At 56.8% G+C, this 16,705-nt stretch carries 16 protein-coding genes and 1 pseudogene; 4 read left to right on the forward strand and 13 right to left on the reverse strand.

Annotated features, from left to right (window positions below):
* Positions 1–38 precede the first annotated feature (38 nt).
* The 5 genes from thiL to nrdR all read right to left on the reverse strand — a co-directional run bounded on the left by thiL (position 39) and on the right by nrdR (position 3,644).
* A complete protein-coding gene (thiL, locus tag AC4OVS_RS17390) occupies positions 39–1,010 on the reverse strand; it encodes a thiamine-phosphate kinase (RefSeq protein WP_046620562.1) in 972 nt (323 codons plus the stop codon).
* A 77-nt stretch (positions 1,011–1,087) separates the two neighbouring features.
* Positions 1,088–1,507: a transcription antitermination factor NusB gene (nusB, locus tag AC4OVS_RS17395; protein ID WP_006809908.1), complete on the reverse strand. Its 420-nt coding sequence runs from the start codon at positions 1,505–1,507 to the stop codon at positions 1,088–1,090.
* 21 nt (positions 1,508–1,528) lie between these two features.
* Positions 1,529–1,999, reverse strand: a complete 471-nt coding sequence (gene ribH, locus AC4OVS_RS17400; protein WP_003859098.1) for a 6,7-dimethyl-8-ribityllumazine synthase — start codon at positions 1,997–1,999, stop codon at positions 1,529–1,531.
* 87 nt (positions 2,000–2,086) lie between these two features.
* Positions 2,087–3,190, reverse strand: a complete 1,104-nt coding sequence (gene ribD, locus AC4OVS_RS17405; protein WP_022647225.1) for a bifunctional diaminohydroxyphosphoribosylaminopyrimidine deaminase/5-amino-6-(5-phosphoribosylamino)uracil reductase RibD — start codon at positions 3,188–3,190, stop codon at positions 2,087–2,089.
* Between the two features lie 4 nt (positions 3,191–3,194).
* A complete protein-coding gene (gene nrdR / locus AC4OVS_RS17410; RefSeq protein ID WP_003859099.1) occupies positions 3,195–3,644 on the reverse strand; it encodes a transcriptional regulator NrdR in 450 nt (149 codons plus the stop codon).
* 152 nt (positions 3,645–3,796) lie between these two features.
* Between nrdR and AC4OVS_RS17415 the strand changes: the two genes are divergently transcribed.
* Positions 3,797–4,336 carry a SadB/YajI family lipoprotein gene (locus AC4OVS_RS17415; protein WP_022647224.1) on the forward strand — a complete coding sequence of 180 codons (540 nt, stop codon included), beginning with the start codon at positions 3,797–3,799 and terminating at the stop codon, positions 4,334–4,336.
* Between the two features lie 268 nt (positions 4,337–4,604).
* Complete coding sequence (locus AC4OVS_RS17420) at positions 4,605–5,489, forward strand: nucleoside-specific channel-forming protein Tsx (RefSeq protein WP_032621817.1); 885 nt, start codon at positions 4,605–4,607, stop codon at positions 5,487–5,489.
* Positions 5,490–5,577: 88 nt separating this feature from the next.
* On the opposite strand, the pseudogene AC4OVS_RS17425 reads toward AC4OVS_RS17420, so the two are convergent.
* The 6 genes and pseudogenes from AC4OVS_RS17425 to queA form a co-directional block, all read right to left on the reverse strand.
* Positions 5,578–5,688: pseudogene (locus AC4OVS_RS17425) on the reverse strand (DNA-binding transcriptional regulator); the annotation flags it as partial.
* Between the two features lie 70 nt (positions 5,689–5,758).
* Positions 5,759–6,730 (reverse strand): protein translocase subunit SecF, encoded by a 972-nt coding sequence (gene secF, locus AC4OVS_RS17430; RefSeq protein WP_003859105.1) that lies wholly within the window; start codon positions 6,728–6,730, stop codon positions 5,759–5,761.
* 10 nt (positions 6,731–6,740) lie between these two features.
* Positions 6,741–8,588 (reverse strand): protein translocase subunit SecD, encoded by a 1,848-nt coding sequence (secD, locus tag AC4OVS_RS17435; protein ID WP_032621613.1) that lies wholly within the window; start codon positions 8,586–8,588, stop codon positions 6,741–6,743.
* 27 nt (positions 8,589–8,615) lie between these two features.
* Entirely contained in the window at positions 8,616–8,948 is a 333-nt protein-coding gene (gene yajC, locus AC4OVS_RS17440) for a preprotein translocase subunit YajC (protein WP_003859109.1), read from the reverse strand.
* A gap of 22 nt (positions 8,949–8,970) precedes the next feature.
* A complete protein-coding gene (tgt, locus tag AC4OVS_RS17445; RefSeq protein WP_003859110.1) occupies positions 8,971–10,098 on the reverse strand; it encodes a tRNA guanosine(34) transglycosylase Tgt in 1,128 nt (375 codons plus the stop codon).
* Between the two features lie 53 nt (positions 10,099–10,151).
* On the reverse strand, positions 10,152–11,222 hold the full coding sequence (queA, locus tag AC4OVS_RS17450) for a tRNA preQ1(34) S-adenosylmethionine ribosyltransferase-isomerase QueA (protein ID WP_022647221.1): 1,071 nt from the start codon (positions 11,220–11,222) through the stop codon (positions 10,152–10,154).
* 92 nt (positions 11,223–11,314) lie between these two features.
* On the opposite strand from queA, the gene acpH reads away from it, so the two are divergent.
* Positions 11,315–11,896 (forward strand): ACP phosphodiesterase, encoded by a 582-nt coding sequence (acpH, locus tag AC4OVS_RS17455; RefSeq protein WP_038415474.1) that lies wholly within the window; start codon positions 11,315–11,317, stop codon positions 11,894–11,896.
* Positions 11,897–12,023: 127 nt separating this feature from the next.
* The gene (locus tag AC4OVS_RS17460; protein WP_003859113.1) at positions 12,024–12,626 is read left to right on the forward strand and encodes a peroxiredoxin C; all 603 of its coding nucleotides are present in this window, start codon (positions 12,024–12,026) and stop codon (positions 12,624–12,626) included.
* 50 nt (positions 12,627–12,676) lie between these two features.
* Here AC4OVS_RS17460 and AC4OVS_RS17465 read toward each other — a convergent pair whose 3' ends face one another.
* Positions 12,677–14,056 carry a DUF3999 domain-containing protein gene (locus AC4OVS_RS17465; RefSeq protein WP_491922594.1) on the reverse strand — a complete coding sequence of 460 codons (1,380 nt, stop codon included), beginning with the start codon at positions 14,054–14,056 and terminating at the stop codon, positions 12,677–12,679.
* Positions 14,053–16,662: a DUF2339 domain-containing protein gene (locus AC4OVS_RS17470; RefSeq protein WP_491922595.1), complete on the reverse strand. Its 2,610-nt coding sequence runs from the start codon at positions 16,660–16,662 to the stop codon at positions 14,053–14,055. The genes AC4OVS_RS17465 and AC4OVS_RS17470 overlap by 4 nt, the downstream gene beginning before the upstream one ends.
* Positions 16,663–16,705 lie beyond the last annotated feature (43 nt).

Here is a 16,705-nt window from a genome sequence, read left to right on the forward strand (position 1 = left end):
TAAGCGCAGCGCCACCCGGCAATACAGAGCGCACAAAATTACGCGAAGTGATCGTACCCTTTCCAGTCAAGCGTAACCGGGGCGCCGCCGCGGACAAACAGCAGCCCTTCACTTTCCGGCATAACCTGCCCGATGCAGGTAAATTTCGCCCCCAGATGCGCTAACGCCACATCCAGCGTCCCGCGATTCAGCTCGGGAACGGTAAAGCACAGCTCATAATCTTCCCCACCGGATAGTGCCCAGCGCAGCGCCTGTTCAGGCTCGGCATGGCGACGCAACGGCTCTGACAGTGGGAACAGATCCAGATCGATCCGTGCGCCCACGCCACTGGCCTTCAGGATATGGCCGAGATCGGAGATCAGCCCGTCAGAGAGATCGATAGCAGAACTGGCCCGCTCGCGCAGCGCCTGACCGTGCAAAATACGCGGTGTGGGCCGCAGGTGGCGCTTCACCAGGTACGCCGCATCGTCAGCATCTTCAACTGCTAAACGGTTCTGAAGGATCGCCAGCCCGGCCGCGCTATCCCCCGGCGTACCGGTCACGTAGATCCAGTCGCCCGGTTTTGCGCCCGAACGCTTCAGCGCGCGCCCCGCTGGCACATAGCCGTGGATTGCCAGGGTCATCGACAGCGGCCCGGCGGTGGTATCACCGCCAATCAGCTGCATATCGTAATAATTCAGCTGTTCAAACAGGGCATCGCTGAAGGCTTCAAGCCAGGCTTCATCCACCTCCGGCAGGGTCAGAGCCAGCGTCAGCCAGGCCGGGTCGGCGCCCATTGCCGCCAGATCGCTAACGTTTACCGCCAGAGCCTTATACGCCAGGTCGGCAGGATCGATATCGGGCAGGAAGTGACGCCCACATACTAAGGTGTCGGTGCTGATTGCCAGCGTCTGTTTTTCGGGAATATTGAGAAGTGCGCAGTCATCGCCAATGCCGGTTTCAACATCAAGACGAGAGGTTCTGACACGGTCGAAATAACGGGCAATCAGGGAGAATTCGCCGCATGCCATACGTTATGCCTCAGCAAATAAAAGAAAAAACCGGAGCCGCACTGCCAAAAAGGCAATGCAAGACTCCGGTTTGCGGATCACTTTTTGTGGGGACGGATCGCAGGTGCGGCTTTATCCAGCACGCCGTTTACAAACTTGTGGCTGTCTTCAGCGCCGAAGGTTTTTGCCAGTTCGATCGCTTCGTTGATGGCCACTTTGTACGGCACATCATCACGTTTAGACAGCTCAAACAGCGCGATACGCAACACTGCTTTTTCGACCTGGCCCAGCTCTTCGAGCAGACGGGACAGGTATGGCTTCATCAGACCATCGAGATACGCGCTATTAGTCGCCACTCCCGACAGCAGTTCACGGAAGTACAGAACGTCAACGTCTTTCACGTCCTGTTCTGACAGGAACTGGTATTCAACATCAGCGATGTCGTTCTGGGACAACTGCCAGGAGTAAAGTGCCTGGACGGCACATTCACGGGCGCGGCGACGAGCAGCAGGTTTCACGGAATTCCCCTTACAAAAAAATCAGGCCTTGATGGCTTTCAATACATTGATCATTTCAAGCGCGGTCAGTGCAGCTTCTGCACCTTTGTTACCGGCTTTGGTGCCAGCACGTTCGATGGCTTGTTCAATACTTTCGGTAGTCAGTACGCCGAACGCGACAGGAATTTCAGCATCCTGTGCAACGTGCGCCAGACCATTGCTTGCACCGCCCGCAACGTATTCGAAGTGCGCAGTGCCGCCACGAATAACAGTACCCAGTGCAATCACCGCGTCGTATTTACCGGTTTTCGCCAGCGCGCCCGCTGCCAGTGGCAGTTCGTAAGCACCTGGTACCCAAACGACGGTAATGTTGTCATCTTTAACCTGGCCGATACGTTTCAGGGCGTCAACCGCACCTTCCAGCAGGCTGTCGTTGATGAAGTTGTTGAAACGCGCAATGGTGATGGCGACGCGAGCGTCCGGGGTAGCTACAGCAGCTTCAATAATGTTCATACTCTTCCTTTACGGGTTCATTTGGCCCCGCAGGGGGGCGGATTTTATCATAATACTTTGCGCACTGCTTCCCTATTTCAGGAGCAATTACGCTGTCGTTAAATGGAGGCAGACATCCGGGCCTACCGGACGAATCTCGCTGAATGAGAGTTGCGGCGCATCGGCCAGTTTTTCAAGGCCGGGCAGCACAAACAGGCCGCGCGCGTCGTTACCTAACAGTTTAGGCGCAACGTAGACCAGAAGCTCATCCACCAGCCCTGCCTGGAGCAGCGCGCCGGCGAGCGTCGGACCGGCTTCAACCCAGATGCTGTTGACCTGCTGTTTACCCAGCAGCATCATCAGCACCACCAGATCGAGATGCCCGTTGTGTTCCGGCACCATAATGCTGCGCACGCCTTGCGGCCATTCGCGCGTATCTTCTTTGGTGCGGGCAATCCAGGTTTCCCCCGGCTGCTGCACGATGCGGTGCTCCGGCGTCACGCGGTTCTGGCTATCAATAATAATGCGCAGCGGCTGACGCAGGTTCTCCTGCGGATAGAGTGCCTGGGTATCCGCATTCAGCTCATCCCAGCGCACGGTCAGGACCGGATCGTCAGCCAGCACCGTTTCACTGCTGGTGAGAATAGCATGGCTTTGTGCGCGCAGACGTTGCACATCGCGCCTTGCCTGTGGCGAGGTGATCCACTGGCTCTCGCCGTTCGCCATCGCCGTGCGGCCATCCAGTGACGCGCCAAGCTTAAGCTGGATAAACGGGAAACCGGTGCGCATACGCTTCAGGAAGCCTTTGTTGATGGCTTCGGCATCCTGCATCATCAGGCCGTGACTGACGTCGATCCCTTCCTGTTGCAGACGATACAGCCCGCGGCCCGCCACCTGCGGGTTAGGATCCTGCATGGCGGCGACAACGCGCGAGACTCCCGCCGCAATCAGTGCTTCGCAGCACGGAGGCGTGCGCCCGTGATGACTGCATGGCTCCAGCGTCACGTAGGCCGTCGCGCCACGCGCCCTCTCCCCCGCCATGCGCAGGGCATGCACTTCAGCGTGCGGCTCGCCTGCGCGGTAGTGAAAACCTTCACCCACGATCTCGCCATCTTTAACAATGACGCACCCGACATTAGGGTTAGGGTGAGTGGTAAACCGACCGCGCTGCGCCAGCTTCATGGCTCTCGCCATGTACATCTCGTCCTGCATAGGCTTAATCCTGTAAGCGGGCGATCTCTTCGCCAAACTCTTTAATGTCTTCGAAGCTGCGGTAAACGGAGGCGAAGCGAATATAGGCGACTTTATCGAGCTTTTTCAGCTGTTCCATCACCAGGTTACCGATCATTTTGCTCGGCACTTCGCGCTCACCTAGCCCCCGCAGATAAGATTTAATATGATTTAACGCCATTTCGACGTCATCGGAGCTGACGGGCCGTTTTTCCAGCGCCTTGAGCATCCCGCTACGCAGTTTTTCTTCATTGAACGGTTCGCGCACATCGTTACTTTTTACCACGCGCGGCATTACCAGCTCTGCCACCTCGAAGGTGGTAAAACGCTCGTTGCACACCAGGCACTGCCGACGACGACGCACGGAAGACCCTTCGCCTACAAGACGTGAGTCGATGACTTTGGTATCCACAGCGGAGCAAAATGGGCAATGCATACGATGTCCCTGTTATCTGGTTAACTGATTTCTATTTTACCCTGAACTGGCCCGACAACAAAGGAAGAGCTTTTTGAGACAAAGGATCTATGCCTGACGCCACTATCCTGTCTACCATTGCAGCAATGTGTGATTTCAAGGAATTAAACGCAATGACAAGACGTTACCTGAAAATAGTGCTGGTTGGGAGCCTGTTCACGCTCAGCGCCTGCGCACAGCAAAGTGAAGTTCGCGAGATGAAACAAAGCGTGAATACGCTCAATGTGGCGATGGACAAACTTAATAAAGAAACCGTGAAGATCACCCAGCAGAACGCGCTGAATGCCAAATCCAGCAATGGCGTTTATTTATTGCCGGGCGCAAACACGCCCGCGCGTCTGAACAGCCAGATTGGCACGCTAAGGATGTCTCTGGTGAATGTTGCAGCGAATGCCGATGGTACGCGCGCAACATTACGCATTCAGGGTGAATCCAACGATCCGCTTCCCGCCTTCAGCGGCACCGTAGAGTGGGGCCAGATTCAGGGCACCACGGAGAGCTATCAGGAGGTGAATGTGAAGAATCAGCTCTTCACCGCCCCCGCCAGCACGCTGGCACCGAGCGATGTTGATATCCCGCTCCAGCTGAGCGGACTGACGCCAGAACAGTTGGGCTTTATCCGCATTCACGACATTCAACCTGCCGCGCAATAACCCGCCCTTTTAGCGGAGTGAAATGTCACTCCGCTAACATTTACATTTCGTATGGATTGGCAACATAAATGATTGCCGCTACAATCCCGGCCGTTTAAAGTACGCAAACGTGAACGCAATCGATTACGTATGTGAGAGATATGTGAAACAACACATATTTTTGTGAGCAAGGATTCCTATAATAGGCTCCGCAGAAACACGAAATATTTAGAAACGCAATTCGCGCATTTTTCACTCCCGGAAGGGAATTTCAATCAGTGGCATGATTATGAAAAAAACATTACTCGCAGCTGGCGCCGTGCTGGCACTGTCCTCCTCTTTCACTGTTAACGCAGCGGAAAACGACAAACCACAATATCTCTCCGACTGGTGGCACCAGAGCGTTAACGTGGTAGGCAGCTACCACACCCGTTTCGGGCCGCAGATCCGCAACGATACCTACCTGGAATACGAAGCGTTTGCCAAGAAAGACTGGTTTGATTTCTACGGCTACGTCGATCTGCCGGTATTCTTCGGCGGTAACTCCGATGCGAAAGGTATCTGGAACAATGGCTCCCCGCTGTTCATGGAAATCGAACCGCGTTTCTCTATCGACAAACTGACCGGCACCAGCCTGGCGTTTGGTCCGTTCAAAGAGTGGTACTTCGCGAACAACTACATCTATGACATGGGTCGCAACGATTCTCAGGAACAGAGCACCTGGTATATGGGTCTGGGTACTGACATCGAAACCGGCCTGCCAATGAGCCTGTCACTGAACGTGTATGCGAAATACCAGTGGCAGAACTATGGCGCATCAAATGAGAACGAGTGGGATGGCTACCGTTTCAAAGTGAAATACTTTGTGCCAATCACTCAGCTGTGGGGCGGTAACCTGAGCTATATCGGCTTCACCAACTTTGACTGGGGTTCAGACCTGGGCGACGATAACTTCTATGACAACAACGGGAAGCATGCTCGTACCAGTAACTCCATCGCCTCCAGCCACATTCTGGCGCTGAACTACGATCACTGGCACTACTCTGTTGTTGCGCGTTACTGGCACAACGGTGGCCAGTGGAACGACGACGCCAGCCTGAACTTCGGCAACGGCGACTTCAGCGTTCGCTCTACCGGTTGGGGTGGTTACCTGGTCGTGGGTTACAACTTCTAACCTGTGCGGACTTCGCCCGGTGGCGCTGCGCTTGCCGGGCCTACGATCCGAATGTAGGCCGGGTAAGGCGTAGCCGCCACCCGGCTTTTTACTGCTTCACCTTCCGCAAAAAATCTGCCAGAGCTCTGTCCGCACTTTCGCTAAAGCGTCTCTCCGTCTGCACAATATTGAGGCACCTGTCGAGCCGGAAGCAGCGGTATGCATACTGTCAGGAGTAGACAAAAAAAATCCCGGCCAGCAGGCCGGGATTTCGATACCGCATAAGACTCTTACGGCAGGATGGACGGCTGATCCGCCCCTTCTTTCTCGACTTTCTGCTGGATCAGATGCTCGCGCTTCATGCCCAGCTTCAGCGCCAGCGCGGACGCGACGTAGATAGACGAGGCCGTACCGATTGACACACCGATCAGCATGGTCAGCGAGAAGCCTTCCAGCACCGGGCCACCGAACAGGAACAGCATCAGGATCACCATCAGGGTGGTGCCGGAGGTGATCAACGTACGGTGCAGCGTCTGGGTCAACGACACGTTAAAGATTTCGTACGGCGTGCCGCGACGGATCTTACGGAAGTTTTCACGAATACGGTCAGATACCACGATACTGTCGTTCAGTGAGTAACCGATAACGGACATCAGGGATGCCACAATCGTCAGGTCAATCTCAATGTGGAAGAGAGACAGTATGCCCATGGTGATCACCACGTCGTGCGCCAGAGCGATAACCACGCCTGCCGCCAGTCGCCACTCAAAGCGGAAACCGACGTAAATCAGAATCGAGATCAGCGCCACCAGCAGCGCCATCGCACCGGTCTGTGCCAGGTCAGCACCAACGCTCGGGCCGACAAACTCAATACGCTTAACCGTTGCATCCTGGCTGGTCGTTTCGTTAATAACCTGAACGACCTTGCTGCCCAGCTCCTGGCTGCCGTTGGCATCGTGTACCGGCGGCATACGCACCATGATGTCGCGGCTGCTGCCGAAGTTCTGTAGCAGCGGCTCTTCAAAGCCCGCTTTTTGCAGAGACTCACGCATCTGGTCCATATCGACCGGTTTTTCCAAGGTAATTTCGATCACCGTACCACCGGTGAAATCCAGACCCCAGTTAAAGCCTTTCACGCCCATAATGACGATGGACAAGATCAGCAGAAAACCTGAAATGCCGAAGGCCCAGTAGTCCCAGCGCATAAAGTCCCAGACTTTACGGCCGTGGTTCAATTGTTCAACAGTATATTCCTGTGCCACAACGCACTCCTCAGATAGACAGCTTTTTGACGCGCTTGCCGCCGTACAGCAGGTTCACGATGGCACGGGTGCCGACAATAGCGGTAAACATCGACGTTGCGACACCGATACCGGTAGTAATCGCAAAGCCTTTGATCGCGCCAGTACCCACTGCATACAGGATAAGAACCTTAATCAGTGTTGTTACGTTCGCATCGAAGATGGAGCTGAACGCCCCTTTGTAGCCTTCTTCAATCGCCTGCTGTACAGAACGACCGTTGCTCAGCTCTTCTTTAATACGTTCGTTTATCAGTACGTTGGCGTCGACCGCCACCGCAAGGGTTAGAACGATACCCGCGATACCCGGCATGGTTAGCGTCGCCCCCGGCAGCAGGGACATGATACCGATGATCAGCACCAGGTTGGCAATCAGCGCGGAGGTCGCAATCAGGCCGAACTTCTTATAGAAGAAGATCATGAAGATGATGGACACCGCCAGACCGGCCAGACACGCTTCCAGACCCTGCTTGATGTTCTGCATACCCAGGGTTGGACCGATGGTACGCTCTTCAACAATCTGAATTGGCGCAATCAGCGCACCGGCACGCAGCAGCAGAGAGAGCTGACGCGCTTCGTTCGGGTTGCTGATACCGGTAATACGGAAGCTGTTACCCAGACGAGACTGGATGTTGGCGATGTTAATCACCTCTTCCTCTTTCACCAGCACAGCACGGCCATTGGCATCTTTCTTACCGCTGTCTTTGTACTCCACGAACAGGGTCGCCATCGGCTTGCCGATGTTGTCCTTGGTGAAGTTAGACATGATGTTGCCACCTGCGCTGTCCAGCGAGATGTTAACCTGCGGCTGGTTGTACTCATCCTGGCTTGAAGTGGAGTCGGTGATATGGTCACCGGTCAGGATCACGCGTTTGTACAGCACAACCGGCTGGCCTTCGCGGGTCTGTTTCACTTCGGAATCGCCCGGCACACGGCCTGAAGCCGCAGCAGCCTGGTCAACGTTGGCGTTAACCAGACGGAACTCCAGAGTCGCCGTCGCGCCCAGAATCTCTTTCGCACGGGCGGTATCCTGGATACCTGGCAGTTCGACCACGATACGGTCAGCACCCTGACGCTGTACCAGTGGCTCAGCCACGCCCAGCTGGTTTACACGGTTACGCAGAATGTTAATGTTCTGCTGAACGGCGTACTCACGTGCTTCACTCAGACGCGCGTCGGTCATTACCGCACGCAGCTGGTTGCTGCCCTGAGAGGTGATCACCAGATCGCGGTGACGTTGAGACAGATAGGTCACAGCCTGATCGCGTGCCGCGCTGTCGCGGAACGTGATGCTCATGCCGTAGTTATCTTCTTTACGTACGGTGGTGTACGGAATGCCTTTATCGCGCAGATCGCTGCGCAGGCTGTCGATATTCTGTTCCTGTAGCTTGCCGAGCGCGGTATCCATATCCACTTCCATCAGGAAGTGAACGCCGCCACGCAGGTCAAGACCCAGTTTCATTGGCTCTGCGTTCAGCGCAGCCAGCCAGCGTGGGGTTGCAGGAGCAAGGTTAAGCGCCACGACATATTTATCACCCAGCACGCCCATCAGCGCTTCACGTGCGCGGAGCTGCGTGTCGGTGGTGTCGAAGCGAGCAAGAATTGCGCCCTCTTCCAGTGCCACAGACTTAGCGGTAATTTTTTCTTCTTGTAACGTTTTCTGGACCTGGATCAGCGTTTGCTCACTGGCGGCGACACCGCGCGCGCCAGTGATTTGAACGGCCGGATCCTCACCATACAGGTTGGGAAGCGCGTACAGCAGGCCGACGATAATCACGACGACCAGCATGATGTACTTCCACAAAGGATAACGGTTTAACACGGCAGTTCCCTTTGGGAAAAGTTGGGATTACAGCGCCTTCATGGTGCCTTTCGGCAGAACGGCAGCTACGAAGTCACGTTTGATAACCACTTCAGTGGTGTCGTTCAGGGCGATAGCAATGTAGCCGTTTTCCGCTACTTTGGTTACGCGACCCACCAGGCCACCATTGGTCAGGACTTCATCGCCCTTCGCGATGGAGTTCATCAGGTTTTTGTGCTCTTTAGTACGCTTCTGCTGTGGACGCAGGATCATGAAGTAGAAGATCAGACCGAACACAACCAGCATCAGAATCAGAGACATCGGGCTGCCCTGCGCTGGTGCACCCGTTGCTGCTACCGCATCAGAAATAAAAAAGCTCATTCAAATTCCCTCATTATTAAAATTAATCAACGTTCAACGGTGGAACATCCCGCCCCTGACGTTGGTAGAAATCGGTCACGAAGCTCTCTAATTTACCCTCTTCGATAGCCTTACGTAAACCAGCCATTAAGCGCTGATAATAACGAAGATTATGAATGGTATTGAGACGCGCCCCCAAAATCTCGTTGCAACGATCGAGATGATGCAGATACGCGCGAGAATAATTGCGACAGGTATAGCAATCGCACTCGGAATCGAGCGGGCTGGTGTCACTCTTATGCTTCGCGTTACGGATTTTCACCACGCCATCGGTAACGAACAGATGACCGTTACGTGCGTTTCGGGTTGGCATAACGCAGTCGAACATATCAATGCCGCGACGTACGCCTTCCACCAGATCTTCTGGTTTACCCACACCCATCAGGTATCGTGGTTTATCCGCCGGGATTTGCGGGCAGACATGCTCCAGAATACGGTGCATATCTTCCTTCGGCTCACCCACAGCCAAACCGCCGACAGCGTAGCCATCAAAGCCTATCTCTACCAGACCTTTAACCGAGATATCGCGTAAATCTTCGTAAACGCTGCCCTGGATAATGCCGAACAGCGCATTTTTGTTTTGCAGGGAGTCAAAACGGTCGCGGCTACGCTTCGCCCAACGCAGGGACATCTCCATGGAACGTTTGGCATAGTCCCAGTCCGCCGGGTATGGCGTACATTCGTCGAAGATCATCACGATATCGGAGCCGAGATCGTACTGAATCTCCATAGACTTTTCCGGATCGAGGAAGATTGGATCGCCGTTGATCGGGTTACGGAAGTGTACGCCCTGCTCGGTGATCTTACGGATATCGCCCAGGCTGAAGACCTGGAAACCGCCGGAGTCGGTGAGGATGGGGCCTTTCCACTGCATGAAGTCGTGCAGATCGCCGTGGAGCTTCATGATCTCCTGGCCTGGACGCAGCCACAGGTGGAAGGTGTTGCCGAGAATAATCTGTGCGCCAGTGGCTTCAACTTCTTCCGGCGTCATTCCTTTTACGGTGCCGTACGTGCCCACAGGCATAAACGCGGGGGTTTCTACCACGCCGCGATCAAACACCAGGCGACCGCGACGCGCGCGGCCATCGGTGGTATCGAGTTCAAATTTCATTTTTTCTCCGACGTCAGAAAAACAGTCCAACGTTGTAACACGGTGCCGCGGACTTATTCCCCGACACGCTCATTCAAAGCCTGCGGATTGTACGTGATAAACATCGCGTCACCGTAGCTAAAAAAGCGATATTTTTGTTCTACCGCAGACTTGTAGGCGTTCATCGTATGCTGATACCCCGCAAACGCGGAGACCAGCATAATCAGCGTCGATTCAGGCAGATGGAAGTTGGTCACCAGCGCATCAATGACTTTGTACTGATAGCCCGGGTAGATAAAGATCTGCGTATCGCCAAAGAAGGGCTCAATCAGCTCTTTTTTCGCGGCCTGCGCAGCGCTCTCAAGGGAACGTACCGACGTTGTACCGACGGCCACGACGCGGCTACCGCGCGCTTTCGCCGCCAGCACCGCATCCACAACCTCCTGCGGCACTTCGGCATACTCAGAGTGCATGATGTGGTCTTCGATGCTGTCCACGCGCACCGGCTGGAACGTCCCCGCGCCGACGTGCAGCGTCACGAAGGCCATCTCAATACCCTTGGCGCGCAACTTTTCCAGCAGCGGTTCATCAAAGTGCAGGCCCGCCGTTGGCGCCGCCACTGCGCCAGGCTTCTGGCTGTAGACGGTCTGATACAGCTCGCGGTCGGCTTCTTCATCCGGGCGTTCAATGTACGGCGGCAGCGGCATGTGGCCGATGGCGTTGAGGATATCCAGCACCGTGCGCTCGTCGTTGAACTCCACCTCGAACAGCGCGTCGTGACGCGCGGTCATGGTCGCTTTGATGCTCTCGTCATCACCCAGCAGCAGTTCAGCGCCCGGCTTCGGCGCTTTGGATGCGCGAATATGTGCCAGAATACGTTTATCATCGAGCATACGTTCGACCAGCACCTCAATCTTGCCGCCGCTGGCTTTACGGCCAAACAGACGCGCTGGGATCACGCGGGTATTGTTAAAGACCAGCAGATCGCCAGGGTTGAGCTTGTCGAGCAGATCGGTGAAAGTACCGTGCGTCAGCGCGCCCGTTGGCCCGTCCAGTGACAGCAAGCGACAGCTGCTACGCTCAGGCATGGGGTAGTGAGCAATCAGGGATTCAGGTAGTTCAAAGGAGAAATCGGCGACGCGCATGACGTATACTCGTGACTTAAAAACAGGCGGCATAGTCTAGTGCTCACACCCTTTTGCTGCAACAACTAGCCGCCACCGGACAAATAAAACGCATGAATTTTCTCGCTCACCTGCATCTCGCTCACCTCGCGGACAGCTCCCTCTCCGGCAATTTGCTGGCCGATTTCGTACGCGGCAACCCCGCGGAAGATTATTCCCCCGAGGTTATCGACGGGATTTTTATGCACCGCCGCATCGACGTGCTGACCGATAACCTGCCGGAAGTGACGGAAGCCAAAGCCTGGTTCCGCCCCGAAACGCGACGCGTGGCGCCGATCACGCTCGACGTCATGTGGGATCATTTCCTGTCGCGCCACTGGTCCCTGCTGTCGCCTGATATGTCGCTGCCTGAGTTTGTGCGCTACGCCCACGCGCAGGTGTCGATCATTTTGCCGGACTCCCCACCGCGCTTTGTGAATCTGAATAACTATCTGTGGTCTGAACGCTGGCTGGAGCGTTACCGCGAGATGGATTTCATTCAGAACGTGCTCAACGGCATGGCCAGCCGTCGACCGCGTCTGGACGCGCTGCGCGACTCCTGGCACGACCTGGACGAACATTATGACGCGCTGGAGACGCGCTTCTGGCAGTTCTACCCGCGCATGATGGCGCAGGCGAAAAATAAAGAACTGTGATGCCGGTTCGATTGATAGGTAAAAGCTGGTGGAACGATTGTTACCACCTCTTTGTCTTATTCCCGCGCTGCCTCTATACTGGCCCGCGTTGCGTTCCAAATAACCTTAGTATCTACAGGAGAATCATATGGTTCTGGTAACTCGTCCGGCTCCGGATTTTACAGCTGCCGCCGTTCTGGGCAACGGTGAAATCGTTGAAAACTTCAACTTCAAACAGCACACCAACGGTAAAGCGACCGTTCTGTTCTTCTGGCCAATGGACTTCACTTTCGTTTGCCCGTCTGAGCTGATCGCGTTCGACAAACGTTACGAAGAATTCCAGAAGCGTGGCGTGGAAGTGGTTGGCGTCTCCTTCGACTCTGAATTTGTACATAACGCATGGCGTAACACCCCTGTCGAAAACGGCGGCATCGGTGCGGTGAAATACGCGATGGTTGCGGACATCAAACGCGAAATCCAGCAGGCTTACGGTATCGAACATCCGGACGCTGGCGTTGCGCTGCGTGGTTCTTTCCTGATCGACGCGAACGGCATCGTTCGTCACCAGGTTGTGAACGATCTGCCGCTGGGTCGTAACATTGACGAAATGCTGCGCATGGTTGACGCGCTCCAGTTCCACGAAGAGCACGGTGAAGTGTGCCCGGCTCAGTGGGAAAAAGGTAAAGAAGGTATGGCGGCTTCCCCAGACGGCGTAGCTAAATACCTGTCTGAGAACGTATCCAGCCTGTAATCGGCACGGTTTACGAAAAAAACCCGCGACTACGCGGGTTTTTTTATGGCTTATGCTGCGCCGTCTTTTTTTACCTCGCGCCAGATGCGCCATGCCATACCCGCAAGCACCATCACCCCGACGATCAGTACGCCCCAGACCATCAGCGTTTTCATTCTGCTTTCCTGCTCAGCCGCAGACGTCGCGGTTAAACGCGCCTCGCCGCCCAGCGGGACAGGTTCCAGCGTATCCGCCATCGGCAGGGCTGCCAGAGCGTAGGTTTTACGCAGTTCGGTCGGGATCAGCATATCCGTCTCCACGCTTGCCGGTTTCGCAGCCCCGTTCCCCCACGCAAGCAGATACGGCCCCTTCCCCTGCGCGTTGAACACCAGATCATAGCGCACGCGTTGCCCGATCACGCCCGGCAGGTTCTCTGGCAAACGGGCATTGTAGGTCTTGATTTTTACCACCTCGACCAGCCCGCCCGGGAGCGGAACAGGTTCAGACGTTTTGCCGCCGAGCTGGTAGATCACCTCTTTTTTCAGCGTATGCCACCGATCCTTGTCCGCCCCCCGCCAGGCTATTTCTGCCGGGAGAACGCCGTCGCCATTCAGCATGAAGGCGATCGCACTCAGAGGCTGCGGATGCGTCCAGCGCCACACGGCTTCGCTATCGGATAGCCGCTCCCCCTCTCCCGCCAGGCTAATGTGCTCTGATTCCGGCTGCGCAGGAGCGTTAATCGCGTTGACGCCGGTTAACGTCAGGGCTGAACGCCCCGTGTTCAGCACCAGCAGCAGATAGCGATTCGCCTCAGGAGATAACACCAGATCGGTATCGATGCGGTCGAGCTTCAGGCGATCCTGTCCACTCATCACGTCCAGCAGGGGCATCTCTTCGCGCAGGGTATACCAGTTTTTCAGATCCTCGCTGTAATAGACCGATGCCGTCCCCTGCCACGAGCCCTGCGGCGTGTCCCAGAAAAGCTGGAGCTGAGAGAGCGGAACCTCCGTCGCGTTTTCCGGCAGGGTCAGCAGATAATGCTGTCCGGCAGCCGCCGCGTGTTGCCCTTCCAGCACAATCTCCACGCCGTTTCTGGCACGTAATATAATTTTATCGCCACTGCCCTCTTCCCCGCCCGTCGAGGCGTTAAGCGCAAAGAGGCGCAGCGCCGTGGTGGTCGGTGCTGGCTGCGGACGCGTCGTGGTAACCAGGCTGAACGGTACCGGCTCGCCCGACTGATTAAACACGCGCACGTCGCGCAGATCGGGCGATGTGCTCTGCTGATAAACCGCCAGCGGCAGCATGACCCGATACCACGGCGAAGAGGCAGAGGTATCAAGGGACAGGCCATAGGCATAATCCCGCGGGGATTCCACCGGCGCGCCCTCGCTGAATGCCGGACCGGCCACGGCCAGCAGTGCCGCACAAACAACCGCATTCATCCATTTCATTTTTCTTCTCCTGCTTTAGGCGGTAGCGGCGAGAAATAGCCCACAATCAGGACCAGGATCGCCACGCCAATAAACGCGACAGCACGCGCCAGGCCGCCACCGCCCGCGCTGTCCACCAGCATCAGTTTGAGCATGACCACCCCCAGCAGCACCGCACCGGCAAGCCACTGCTGACGGGAAGCCTGACGGGTGGCGCGGATCATGACCACCAGCGCGCAGAACATCCAGAACAGGGCAAAGGTGGTCTGGATAAGCCGCGAATGCCACAGCGACTCCATATTCCAGGCCACCTCGCCGTACCACGCCAGCGCGCGCAGCAGCGCGCCGTTTAGCCACCAGAAGCCAAGCGCCATCAGCACAACGGCGGGCCACGGTCGGGACTGAGCAAGCGATGCCGGATAGTGGCGATCCACTGCCCGATAAAACACCACCAGCCCCAGCAGCGCGAACGCCGCCCCTTCCTCAAGCGGGTTCACCAGCGGCAGCCAGGTCTGTCGATAGACCACCCCGTCCTGGAAATTAGTCACGACCAGCAATACCACCAGCGCCACAACCACAGGGATCATGGCAAGGCAGGCGTAGAGCGCAGGCCATACCCGGAACGGCCACCCGCGACGCCGTACGGCCGCGGAGAGCGCCATAATCACCCCACCGCCGACAGCCATCGCAATGCCGCTTCCCCAGGCCGCCATGCCCCATGGCAGGGAGCGGGCAAACCAGTAAAGCTCAGCGGCCATGGCGAGTAAAATCATCCACAACAGCGACAGATGCAGCCCCATTGCGATGCGCGGAAGAAGTTTATCTTCGTCGCGCCGCAGCATCATCAGGGCGGCAGGCAGCGCAATAGCCCATGCCAGATTTGCCCAGCCGGCTGCCAGGATCTGCTGTTGCCAGACCTGATAAAGCACCATCAGCAGCATCACCGGCCACAGCAGCCATTTGCTGGCATCCAGCTCCCGCCATGCCAGACGAGCGGCAGCCTGCCGCCATCCCCAGGCCGACACCGCCGTCAGCGCCAGCACGCCCGCCAGAACCGATAATTCTGTCTTGAGGATCAGTTGCGACGCACCCAGTTGCGCCACTAACCAGAACAGCAGCCCACCGACCAGCAGCGCCCAACTGCCCGACAGCACGATTTTCTGCCACAGCCAGGCCGCAGCCAGCCAGCAAAGACTGAGCACTGCGAAAATAAGCAGCAGGCTCAGGGAGGTGACGCCGTCCATCTGCGCCCATATCGCGCTGCCGAGCGCCAGCACCAGCAGCGCCGTCCCGCTATAGCTCATACGCCGCTGCTGCTGTTGCACGCCCAGCCAGAGGATACCCAGCCCCTCCAGCGCCCAGGCCATCGCCGTCCAGCGCGCCGAAAGCGCCAGCGGAATGGCAAGCGTGGCAAACCCGCCGCCAATCGCCAGCGCCGCCATAATCAGTGGTCGCCCAATGGAGGGGTAACGTCGCAGCGCGAGGAACGCCAGTGAGAGATAAAACGCACCATAACCCAGCGCGCTGAGCGCCGGGCCGTACGTCCAGTGCGACGTCATGCCGTACTGCATCCCAAAACCAATCAGCGGCGGTGCAAACAGCAGTACGCCGTCAATAATCTGTTTGCCTTTTTCCTGCGCCCGCAGCGACAGCGCTACGCTAAACACGCCAAAAATAAGCGTATTGGCAATCAGGAACAGCTGACAGATAACATAGTTTTCAGGCTGGTAGTCGCTCAGCCCCCACACTCCGCCAACGCCAAACGTGAAGAACAGCCCGAGCAGGTTGAGCTCGCGCCAGTGCTGCCAGATGCTGATGACGAGAATGCCGATGGAGAGCAGAAGATAGAAGGAGAACAGCGCCACAAAGCTACCGCCCCCGGTAGACAGGAGCAGCGGCGCAAGATATCCGCCCAGGCTCGCCAGCATGGCAAGGCTCAGCGCCTTTTGCAGCACGGCCAGCCCGACGCTCGCCGCGCAAATCACTACCAGCAGCGCAAACGCCAGCGTCATCGGCAGCATCTGCCACAGCCGGAATGCGCCAAAGACGGTCAGGTAAAGCACGCCGGTCGCCCCGCCCTGGAGGATCAGCGCGTAGATCCGCTGCCTGTGCCGCAGCCGCCATCCAACGGCCAGCAGACCCATGGCAAACAGCGCCGTGGCGGCAAGACGCAGCTCAAGCGGAAACAGTGAATGTTCAACGGTATAGCGCAGCAGGAAAGAGAGGCCGAGGAAGAGCAGTACAATCCCCAGTTTTGCCAGCGGATTGCCCTGCATAAACCAGCGCGTCAGCGAGGACAGGATGCCGCCAAAGGCGGAAGGCCGTTTTGCCGCCGGGACAGGCGCAGGTTCTGCTTCAGTGACGGGCGGTTCGGGACGCCAGGGATCGACAGGTGCGTTAACGGCCTCTGGCACCGGCACTGGTGTCTCCACTGGCGCGGCGGTCTGCACCGGCTCCGGCGCTTTCTCAGCTACACCATGCTGCTCAAGCGCCTCAATGCGCTGGCGAAGCCGGGCGATCTCCTGCCGCGCCGCCGTGCTTCGATTAAAGCCTATCACCGCAAGCACGGGGGCCACGACCAGCGCAAAAACCAGGAACAAACAGCCAAGGATGTAAAGCTCGTCCATGTTTCCACCTTCACCGTAAAAGATCCGTTAAGATTGACACAAA

The organism is Enterobacter sp. 4974935 (assembly GCF_058661735.1).

Bases quoted from the DNA above. Each gene is read 5' to 3' on its own strand.
- tgt (WP_003859110.1), bottom strand. From the start codon at position 10,098: ATGAAATTTGAACTCGATACCACCGATGGCCGCGCGCGTCGCGGTCGC.
- AC4OVS_RS17460 (WP_003859113.1), top strand. From the start codon at position 12,024: ATGGTTCTGGTAACTCGTCCGGCTCCGGATTTTACAGCTGCCGCCGTT.
- AC4OVS_RS17465 (WP_491922594.1), bottom strand. From the start codon at position 14,056: ATGAAATGGATGAATGCGGTTGTTTGTGCGGCACTGCTGGCCGTGGCC.
- yajC (WP_003859109.1), bottom strand. From the start codon at position 8,948: ATGAGCTTTTTTATTTCTGATGCGGTAGCAGCAACGGGTGCACCAGCG.
- nrdR (WP_003859099.1), bottom strand. From the start codon at position 3,644: ATGCATTGCCCATTTTGCTCCGCTGTGGATACCAAAGTCATCGACTCA.
- ribH (WP_003859098.1), bottom strand. From the start codon at position 1,999: ATGAACATTATTGAAGCTGCTGTAGCTACCCCGGACGCTCGCGTCGCC.
- AC4OVS_RS17420 (WP_032621817.1), top strand. From the start codon at position 4,605: ATGAAAAAAACATTACTCGCAGCTGGCGCCGTGCTGGCACTGTCCTCC.
- ribD (WP_022647225.1), bottom strand. From the start codon at position 3,190: ATGCAGGACGAGATGTACATGGCGAGAGCCATGAAGCTGGCGCAGCGC.
- AC4OVS_RS17470 (WP_491922595.1), bottom strand. From the start codon at position 16,662: ATGGACGAGCTTTACATCCTTGGCTGTTTGTTCCTGGTTTTTGCGCTG.
- acpH (WP_038415474.1), top strand. From the start codon at position 11,315: ATGAATTTTCTCGCTCACCTGCATCTCGCTCACCTCGCGGACAGCTCC.
- queA (WP_022647221.1), bottom strand. From the start codon at position 11,222: ATGCGCGTCGCCGATTTCTCCTTTGAACTACCTGAATCCCTGATTGCT.
- thiL (WP_046620562.1), bottom strand. From the start codon at position 1,010: ATGGCATGCGGCGAATTCTCCCTGATTGCCCGTTATTTCGACCGTGTC.
- AC4OVS_RS17415 (WP_022647224.1), top strand. From the start codon at position 3,797: ATGACAAGACGTTACCTGAAAATAGTGCTGGTTGGGAGCCTGTTCACG.